This is a genomic window from Demequina sp. (assembly GCF_016278775.1).
In the GTDB taxonomy this organism is placed as follows: domain Bacteria; phylum Actinomycetota; class Actinomycetes; order Actinomycetales; family Demequinaceae; genus Demequina.
This window is the reverse complement of the sequence record NZ_JADQBF010000050.1, coordinates 1-8,728: the sequence shown is the minus strand read 5'-3', so window position 1 is coordinate 8,728 and position 8,728 is coordinate 1. Positions and strand designations below refer to the sequence as shown.

The following is an 8,728-nucleotide window of genomic DNA, read 5'->3' as shown; positions in this document are numbered from 1 at the left end:
GCCCCCTCGCCAGGGCAGATGGCCTTCTCAATCGCGAGCCTGTCGGCCTCCGACATGAGGCCAGCGTTGCACGCGCCGACGGCCTCGAAGGCATCGATAATCGTGACGTCCTTCTCTGTGCCGTCCTCGAGCTTCACGTGTCCTGGCATGATCGAGCCCGCGTAGAGGAACACCGCCGCCAGGTCGAGGCGCGCGGCCGCCATCAGCATTCCGGGCAGAGACTTGTCGCAGCCGGCCAGCAGCACGGAGCCGTCCAGCCGCTCCGCCTGCATGACCACCTCGACCGAGTCCGCAATCAGATCGCGCGACACGAGCGAGAAGTGCATGCCCTCGTGGCCCATCGAGATGCCGTCGCTCACGGAGATCGTGCCGAACTCAAGCGGGTATCCGCCACCCGCGTGGACGCCCTCCTTCGAGGCGCGCGCGAGGCGTTGCAGGGAGAGGTTGCACGGAGTGATCTCATTCCACGAGCTCGCGATGCCGATCTGGGGCTTCGCGAAGTCGTCGTCACCCATGCCGACGGCGCGGAGCATGCCGCGCGCGGCCGTCGCCTCCAGGCCGTCGGTGACCTGCCGGGAGCGGGGCTTGATGTCTGGCGTCTTTGTCATACCTCGGAGTCTAGGACTGGCGCGGACGCCGCCGCGTGCGGCCCCCGAAAAGTGGGCTTGACGTTGACGCTCCGTCAACTTCTACAGTGGTCACCATGGATACGGACTACGACATTGGCCGCGTCGCGAGAATGAGCGGCGTCACGAGCCGGACGCTGCGGCACTATGACGACATCGGCCTCCTCACCCCCTCCTGGACCGGTCCGGACGGGCGCCGACGCTACGGCCAGCCAGAACTGCTACGGCTCCAGCACATCCTCGTGCTCCGCGAGCTGGGCACAAGTCTGGACCGCATCGCCACCATCGTCGACTCGGACGACCCCTCCACCACGATCGCGCTGCTGCGTGATCACCTCGCGGGCCTCACTGCCGAGCGCGAGCGCTACGCCCGCCTGGCCGCCACCGTGGCCCGCACCATCGACTCACTCGAGAAGGGAAAGCCCATGACCGCCGACCACATCTTTGATGGCTTCGACCACCAGCAGTATGAGCCAGAGGCACGTGAGCGCTGGGGCGACGACGCCGTCGACCGCTCAAACGCGAACTGGGAGCGCCTGGGCGAGGAAGGCAAGAAGAGCCACATGCGCGTGGACCGCGAGATCGTGGAGGCCCTTGGGGCCGCCGTGCGGGTGGGCTTTACCGCCGACAGCGCCGAGGTTCAGGAGATCGCCGCGAAGCACTACGCATGGGTGAGCCAGATCTGGACCCCAGACGTGGAGGCCTACCGCTCGCTCACCCAGATGTATGTAGACGACGAGCGTTTCAAGGCCCACTACGACGAGGTGGCGCCGGGCGCGGCGGAACTTCTCAGGGACGCTGCTGCAGAGTTCGCGCGCTCCCGGTTGTAGCCGGTCCCGGGATCTCCTTGCCGCGTGGATGAGAGTGACTTGTCACCTTCCGGAATAGTTGACGCGTCACCCGTTGTTGCACAGGGAGACCGCCAACGATGTCGGCAGACCCACCCAACCGCGTTTCAAGGAGTACTCATGCGTCTCGGCTACATCGTCGGTTCCCTGTCCAGCACGTCGATCAACCGCAAGGTCGCAGACGCCTTGGTGGCGCTTGCGCCAGAGGGTGTCGAGCTCGTCGAACTCGACTACAGCCAGTTGCCCGTCTACAGCCCCGACGTGGACGGCGACTACCCGCAGGCCGCACTCGACTGGAAGTCCGCCATTGAGGGCGTCGACGGCATCGTCATCGTGACACCCGAGTACTTGCGCTCCGTCCCAGGCGCCCTCAAGAACGCGATCGACTGGGCCTCGCGCCCATGGGGAACCAACTCCTTCAACGGCACGCCCGTGGCCATCGCCGGCGCGTCGATCGGCGCCATCGGCACCGCGGCCGCCCAGCAGCACCTGCGCGCCATTCTCGCCCACCTCAACGCGCCGACGCTTGGCCAGCCAGAGGTGTTCCTGCAGTACCGCGCGGGAGCGTGGGACGCAGAGGGCGCCCTCATCGACGAGCAGGTCACCGCCGTGCTGCAGGGATTCCTGGCGGCCACCGTCGCCCACGTCGAGCGCTACGCCACCGTCGCCGCGTAACACCACCCGCGACGCGACAACCTCGCGGCCTGCCGGGGAACACCAGTGCGGGCCGCGAGGTTCTGTTGTCATGACTGCGCTGTGGTGGATCAGACGTGACGCCCGCCTTGGCGACAACCCCGCCCTTCTCGAGGCGCAAGCCGATGGCCCGGCGGCGGCGGTCTTCCCGTGGTCTCCCGCGCTGCGTCAGTGGTCTGGGCGCCGCAGGGCTTACCTCGCCCGGGCGCTGTGGAGCCTTCGCGAGGATGCCGACGGCACCATCGGTGTCCGCTATGGAAGCCCGGCCGACGTGGTGGTCACCGCCGCGCGCGAGGTCGGGGCCACGGTGGTGTGGGCCCAACGCGAGTACTCCCCCTCCGCGCTGCGTGAGCAAGACACAGTGCAACGGGCGCTTGCCGACGACGGCCGTGAACTGCGCTTTGAGGGCTCGCCCTACGCCGTCGCCCCTGGGCGCGTGCTGAAGAGCGATGGCAGCCCTTACCAGGTGTTTACGCCCTTCTTGCGGGCGTGGAGGGAGCACGGCTGGCGCCGCCCTGCCAGCCCCGCTGACCCTGCCCGCTTGGTGCCCCTCACCTCCGACATCGATCTCGATCAAGACGCCGCGCTCGGCGACATGCAGGACCCGCTCGGCTATCCCCCGCCCTTCACCGAGTCCGCGTGGCTCGAGAGGCTCGGCGACTTCGTCTCCGGGCCGCTGGCCCGATACGCAGACGAGCGCGACGTGCCAGCCGTGGACGCCACGTCCCGCATGAGTGTGCCGCTCGCATTCGGCCAGGTGCATCCGCGCACCCTGCTCGCCGCTGCGGAGGGCGCCGCAGCCACCGACGCCTCGTACGGCAACGGAGCCGCCGTCTTCGCCTCCGAGGTGGCCTGGCGTGAGTTCCACGCGGACGTCCTGTTCCACCACCCTGACGCACTGCGTGCCTCGCTCAAGCGGGTCATTCCAGACGACGCGTGGGCCACAGGCAAGAACGCAGACGCCGCCTTCGACGCGTGGCGAGCGGGCAGCACCGGGTTCCCCCTGGTAGACGCGGGCATGCGAGAGCTGGCCGCGACAGGAACCATGCACAACAGGGTGCGCATGGTGGTGGCGAGCTTCCTCATCAAGGACCTGCATGTGCCGTGGCAACGCGGCGCCGATCACTTCAGGCGTGCCCTGCTCGATTACGACCACTCCCAGAACCAGCTCAACTGGCAGTGGGTGGCTGGCACAGGGCGCGACGCGGCGCCCTACTTCAGGGTGTTCAACCCTGACGCTCAGCGAGACACCTTCGACGCTTCAGGCGCCTACGTGCGCCGCTGGCTGCCCGATCTCGACACCCCCGCGTACCCCGAGCGCATCGTGGACCACAAGGCCGAACGCGAGATCGCGCTCGCCGACTTCACGCGGGGAAAGCGCCCATCGCCACAAAGTTGACCGGGTCGTCCCCACGGCGGCGCGCCTCGATCTGCCGCTTGACCACGTCAGTGAACCTGCGATTGGTGAGCACCTCGACTCCCGCGACGTGAGGCACCACGATGCACTGGGGCGCCGACCACAGCGGGTGACCGGTAGGCAGCGGTTCTGGCTCCGTGACGTCGAGCGCCGCGTGCAGGCGCCGGGACTGGAGCTCCGCCAGCAGGGCGTCCGTGTCCACCACCTTGCCGCGTCCCACGTTGATCAGGAGCGCGCCATCCGGCATCGCCGCCAAGAACTCGGCGTCTACCAGCTTGTCCGTCGCCTCGCTGTGCGGAGTGACGATCACGACGATGTCGAAAGCTGGCAGCAGCGTCGGCAAGTCCTCGACCGCGTGGATCGTCGTCCCGTCCGGCGCCGTCCTTGCCGTTCGCGCCACGCCTTCGACGTGTACCTCGCTGGCGCGCAGCCGCACACCAATCGCCGCGCCGATGCTGCCGTAGCCGACCACCAGCGCGCGCGAATCGGCAACGCTGCGGGTATCGAACACCGGCTCCCACTTCTCGCGCCGCTGCGCGTCAAGAAACTGCGGGAGGCCCCGCCTGCTGGCGAGTGCCAGAGCGAGCGTCATCTCGGCCACCCGCGAGTCGTGCACTCCCCTAGCGTTCGCAAGCGACACCCCGGCGGGGACAAACGGCAGTGCGTGCTCGAAGCCAGCCGAGGGTATCTGGATGACCTCGAGCTCTCCACACATCCCCAGACGCCCATACACGGTGCGGCCCCCCGTGTAGTGCGCCAGACACGCGATCGTGATGCGGTCGCGCTCGTCTTCTGGAGGGTCGGACTCGGCTGGATCCCACACGATGACCCGCGCGTCGTCGCCGACGGGTCCGAGCGCGTCTGCAACGGCCTGTTCTGGAACTGAGACGGTGATCATGCCGCCAGTCTTCCACCGATGTCGCTCGCGGCAGCGGGACGTCGGCCGCGTGGCAGGTGGCTTGCCGCAAGGCAACGACAGTGGCGGCCGGTGCATCGTCGCCGCCTGAATTGACGAGCGCCGACCGCCGCTGTCGCTACGACTGAACTGTGGCCTTGGTGAGGCGCGGTGACTCGGTGGTGATGGGGAACGTCGGCCCCGTCAGTGTCACCGCCGCCTCGGCCACCCGCTGCGACGAATCGCCCACCCACAACGTCATGTCGCCGGGCTCGACCACGCGCGTCATGGTGCGATCGGTGAACGCCACGCGGGTGGTGGGAACCTCGAAATCGACCTTGGCGCTTGACCCGGGCTCCAGGTACACGCGCTGGAAACCGACCAGTTGCGCCACGGGACGGGTGACGGAACCGACGTGGTCACGCGCGTACAACTGGACGATGTGTCCGCCCGCCCGCTCGCCGGTGTTGGTGACCGTCACTGACGCAGTCATGGCACCGCTGGTGGGCACCTGAGCCGCAGCCTCGAAGCCCTCGTACGCGAACGTCGTGTAGGACAGGCCGTGTCCGAACACCGCCACCGGACTTGGGTCCAGATTGGTGACGTCGGTGCCGCTGCCCAACGTGGGGTGTAGGTACGTGTACGGCTGCGTCCCTGAGGAACGAGGCAGGCTCACGGGAAGACGCCCTGACGGATTGACCCGCCCTGACAGCACACCCGCGATGGCGGAGGCCCCCTCCTCGCCGGGGAAGAACGCCTGCACCACTGCCGCGCACTTCTCCGTCGCCCACGCCACCGCGTACGGGCGTCCGGTCATGAGCACCAACGCCACGGGGGTGCCGGTGGCGATGATCGCCTCGACCAGCTGGCGCTGCACACCAGGGAGTTCGAGATCATCGCGGTCACAACCCTCGCCCACCGTGCCCCGACCGAAGAGCCCGGCGTTGTCACCCACCACCAGCACGGCGACCTCTGCGCGAGTCGCCGCGGCCACTGCCGCATCAAAGCCGGACGTGTCATCGTCATCGATCGCGCAACCTTGCACGAGCTCGACATCGCCGAACTCCTCCCGGATGCCAGCGACGGCGGGCTCCGCGCTGAAGCCAAGGTCGACGCCAGGACGCTGCGCGAGAACGTGGTTCGCGAAGGAATAGCAACCGAACAGCGCCTGGAAACGGTCCGCGTTGGGGCCGATCACGGCAACACGCGAGTCGGTGGCCAACGGCAGCGTGCCGTCGTTGGACACCAGCACGATCGACTCCTCGGCGAGCGTGCGTGCCACCTTGCGATGCTCTGGTCCGTCGAGCACTACGTCGGTCGGCGGGTCACCCGAGAAATCCTCGTCGAGAAGACCGAGATCCTCCTTCTGAGCGAGCGCGCGGTAGAGCGCGCGATCCACCAAGGCAATGTCCACGTCGCCCGCCTCGATGGCGGCCTTGAGCGGCGCCGCATAGGCGTCGCCAGTGGGAAGCTCGACGTCCACTCCTGCCGCAAGCGCCTGGCGTGCCGCATCCGCGAGGTCTGGCGCCACCTGATGCAAGTGCCGCAGGAACGCGACGCCAAAGTAGTCGGCGACCACCACGCCGTCGAATCCCCACTGGTCGCGAAGCACTCCAGTCAGGAGTTCTGGGTTGGCCGCCACTGGAACGCCGTCGATCTCCGCGTAAGAATGCATCACGGAGCGTGCGTTGCCATCCAGAATCGCCATCTCGAACGGAATGAGGAGCTGGTCCGTCAGTTCGCGCGGACCAGCGGAGACGGGCGCGAAGTTGCGCCCTGCCTTCGATGCGGAGTAGCCCACAAAGTGCTTGAGCGTGGCGTGCACACCGGCGGACTGGACGCCGCGGACATACGCGGTGCCGAGGGCCCCCACCAAGTAAGGATCCTCGCCAATGCACTCTTCGACACGCCCCCACCGTGGATCCCGCACCACATCCAACACGGGCGCGAGGCCCTGGTGAATGCCGAGTTCTCGCATGGAGGTGCCGATGAGGGCACCCATGCGCTCGACCAGATCCGGATCGCCAGCGGCTCCCCACGCCAGTGGCGTGGGGAACGTCGCGCACTTCCACATCGACAGGCCGGTGAGGATCTCCTCGTGGACCAATGCCGGAATGCCCAGCCTGGTGCCCTTGACCAACTGTCGCTGGCGGTCCCAGAGGTACTGGGCACGCTCAGTAGCGTCCACGGGGTTGGTGCCGTACACGCGGGTCAGGTGACCCAACCCGTGCTCCATGGCCTGGTCGAGTTTGCCCATCGTGGCCAACTCGCCCTGCATGGGGGCCACAGAGTCGCCCTCTTCTCCCTCCCAGAAGCCGACGATTTGCGCCAGCTTCTCGTCGAGAGTCATCTGGGCGATCAGGTCCACAACCCGCGCGCTGATCCTTGCGGGGGCCTCGGCCGACACGCCGCTAACCCTTGACCGCGCCGGAGAGGCCAGAGACGATCTTGCGCTCCATCATCGTGAAGAACAGGATGGCTGGAAGCATCGCCAGTGACAGGAACGCCAAGATCAGCGCCGTATCCTGCGAGTGGTCGGACTGGAAGCGGGCCACGCCAAGCGGCAGTGTGGTCCACTCGGAGCCCTGCACGATGAGCAACGGCAAGAGGTAAGCGTTCCAGCTGCCGACGAATGCCAACACGCCAACGGTCACGAGCGCCGGAGTGGTGAGCCGTAGCAGAATCCTGAAGAAGAACTGCACTCGCCCCGCGCCATCGATCGCCGCGGCCTCTTCGAGTTCGCGCGGAATGGCCCTCACGAACGGCCGCAAGATCACGATGGTGACAGGCAACTGGAAGGCGACCTGCGGGAGCACAAGGCCCCACGGAGTTCCCGGAAGGCCCAACTCCAACAGGATCAGGTACAGCGGCAATGCCGCCACCGTGATCGGGAAGAGCAGCCCAGCCGTGAAGTACGCGTACAGGCCCTCTCTACCAGGGAACTCGTACCTGGCCAGCGGGTATGCAGCCATGACCCCGAGGAATACCACCCCCGCGGTGGTTGCGAGCGCAATCACCGTTGAGGCGAACAGCATCTGCCAGAAGGCGCTGTCGCCGAGCACTGCGGTGTAGTTGGACAGCACGAAGGGATCGGGCAACCCAGCAGGCGACGCGGACAACTGCCCGTTCGTCCTGAAGGCCGAGTACATGATGTAGAGGACGGGAACGATGGAGAATCCGGCGACGAGAATCGCCACGAAGTACGCGGCAGCGCCGACGTCGCTGAGTTTGCCTTTGCGTCCGGACGACGGCGTCGACTCCCGGCGCGTTTCCAGGGCGGTCATACTACGCCCTTCCCTTCTGTCTCATTGTCACGCCGCATCACGAACCGCATGAAGAGCAGCGCGGCGGTCATCGAGATGGCGAACAGGATGACGGCGGCCGCGGTGGCGTAGCCGTATTGTCGGCCGGTGACGGCGCGGTCGATCACGAACATCGCCATCGTGAACGTGGTATCGAATGGGGCGCCGTTGTTGGTCAAGAGTCGTGCCATGTCGAACAACTGAATGGCGCCGATCATCGACAGGAACATCCACACGCGGATAGTGGGTCCGAGCAACGGGATCGTGATCCTGCGTTGCACCTGCCACCACGACGCACCATCGATCTGGGCGGCCTCGACGAGGTCGTCGGGGACGCCTTGAAGACCCGCGAGCATCAGGATGATCGCCAGACCGAGGTACTTCCACGTCAGCACGAACATCATGGTCCACATGGCCAGGGTGGTCTCGGAGAGCCAACCAATGGCTTCTTGTGGAGTCTCGAAGATCCCCATTTGGACCAACAGGGAGTTGAGGATGCCGCGCTGGTCGAGGATGAGGCGCCACATGGCACCGGCCACTACCTCTGACAGCACGTACGGCACAAAGATCATGGTGCGGAATCCCGAGCGGAACCGCAGTTTGCGGTTCATCAGCAGCGAGATTCCCAGGGCCAGAGGCCCTTGGATCGCAAGGGACATCACCACAATGAAGGCGTTGTTCTTCATCGCGCTGATGAAGATGTCGTCTTGAAGGACCCTGGCGTAGTTGTCGAAACCGACGAAGTCGCCGAGGTCACCGCCTCCGTCCCAATTGAAGAAGCTGACGTAACCGGCGAGCACCACCGGCAAAATGACGAAGACGGAGAACACCACCAACGCTGGTCCCGCGAAGATCGCGATCTCGCCCCAATGGCGAGACCGACGCTTTTGCGAGGTCTTTGCGCTGGCAGGCCGCGGCCTCGTCGACGACGCTTGCGCGCCGTCGAC

At 66.6% G+C, this 8,728-nt stretch carries 8 protein-coding genes; 3 read left to right on the top strand and 5 right to left on the bottom strand.

Translation table 11 applies throughout. The annotated features are described in order from the left end of the window. A partial coding sequence (locus tag QZZ33_RS06855; protein WP_291379025.1) for a dihydroxy-acid dehydratase occupies positions 1-608 on the bottom strand: 608 nt, incomplete at its 3' end. Positions 609-703: 95 nt separating this feature from the next. On the opposite strand from QZZ33_RS06855, the gene QZZ33_RS06850 reads away from it, so the two are divergent. From QZZ33_RS06850 to QZZ33_RS06840, 3 genes are all read left to right on the top strand, one after another. Continuing rightward, the gene (locus tag QZZ33_RS06850) at positions 704-1,456 is read left to right on the top strand and encodes a MerR family transcriptional regulator (RefSeq protein WP_291379024.1); all 753 of its coding nucleotides are present in this window, start codon (positions 704-706) and stop codon (positions 1,454-1,456) included. Positions 1,457-1,594: 138 nt separating this feature from the next. Continuing rightward, a complete protein-coding gene (locus QZZ33_RS06845; RefSeq protein WP_291379023.1) occupies positions 1,595-2,149 on the top strand; it encodes an NADPH-dependent FMN reductase in 555 nt (184 codons plus the stop codon). Between the two features lie 70 nt (positions 2,150-2,219). Then, positions 2,220-3,566: a deoxyribodipyrimidine photo-lyase gene (locus QZZ33_RS06840; protein ID WP_291379022.1), complete on the top strand. Its 1,347-nt coding sequence runs from the start codon at positions 2,220-2,222 to the stop codon at positions 3,564-3,566. Here the strand turns inward: QZZ33_RS06840 and QZZ33_RS06835 are convergent. The 4 genes from QZZ33_RS06835 to QZZ33_RS06820 form a co-directional block, all read right to left on the bottom strand. Then, positions 3,532-4,482: an NAD(P)-dependent oxidoreductase gene (locus QZZ33_RS06835; RefSeq protein ID WP_291379021.1), complete on the bottom strand. Its 951-nt coding sequence runs from the start codon at positions 4,480-4,482 to the stop codon at positions 3,532-3,534. The genes QZZ33_RS06840 and QZZ33_RS06835 overlap by 35 nt on opposite strands. Positions 4,483-4,618: 136 nt before the next feature. Continuing rightward, complete coding sequence (locus QZZ33_RS06830; protein ID WP_291379026.1) at positions 4,619-6,829, bottom strand: glycoside hydrolase family 3 N-terminal domain-containing protein; 2,211 nt, start codon at positions 6,827-6,829, stop codon at positions 4,619-4,621. 61 nt (positions 6,830-6,890) lie between these two features. Further along, positions 6,891-7,763: a carbohydrate ABC transporter permease gene (locus QZZ33_RS06825; protein WP_291379020.1), complete on the bottom strand. Its 873-nt coding sequence runs from the start codon at positions 7,761-7,763 to the stop codon at positions 6,891-6,893. After that, the coding region (locus QZZ33_RS06820; RefSeq protein WP_291379019.1) for a sugar ABC transporter permease at positions 7,760-8,728 on the bottom strand (969 nt) is incomplete at its 5' end. The genes QZZ33_RS06820 and QZZ33_RS06825, both read right to left, overlap by 4 nt.

Excerpts from the sequence above, each read along its gene's own strand:
- QZZ33_RS06850 (WP_291379024.1), top strand. The coding sequence starts at position 704 with ATGGATACGGACTACGACATTGGCCGCGTCGCGAGAATGAGCGGCGTC.
- QZZ33_RS06845 (WP_291379023.1), top strand. The coding sequence starts at position 1,595 with ATGCGTCTCGGCTACATCGTCGGTTCCCTGTCCAGCACGTCGATCAAC.
- QZZ33_RS06840 (WP_291379022.1), top strand. The coding sequence starts at position 2,220 with ATGACTGCGCTGTGGTGGATCAGACGTGACGCCCGCCTTGGCGACAAC.
- QZZ33_RS06835 (WP_291379021.1), bottom strand. The coding sequence starts at position 4,482 with ATGATCACCGTCTCAGTTCCAGAACAGGCCGTTGCAGACGCGCTCGGA.
- QZZ33_RS06830 (WP_291379026.1), bottom strand. The coding sequence starts at position 6,829 with ATGACTCTCGACGAGAAGCTGGCGCAAATCGTCGGCTTCTGGGAGGGA.
- QZZ33_RS06825 (WP_291379020.1), bottom strand. The coding sequence starts at position 7,763 with ATGACCGCCCTGGAAACGCGCCGGGAGTCGACGCCGTCGTCCGGACGC.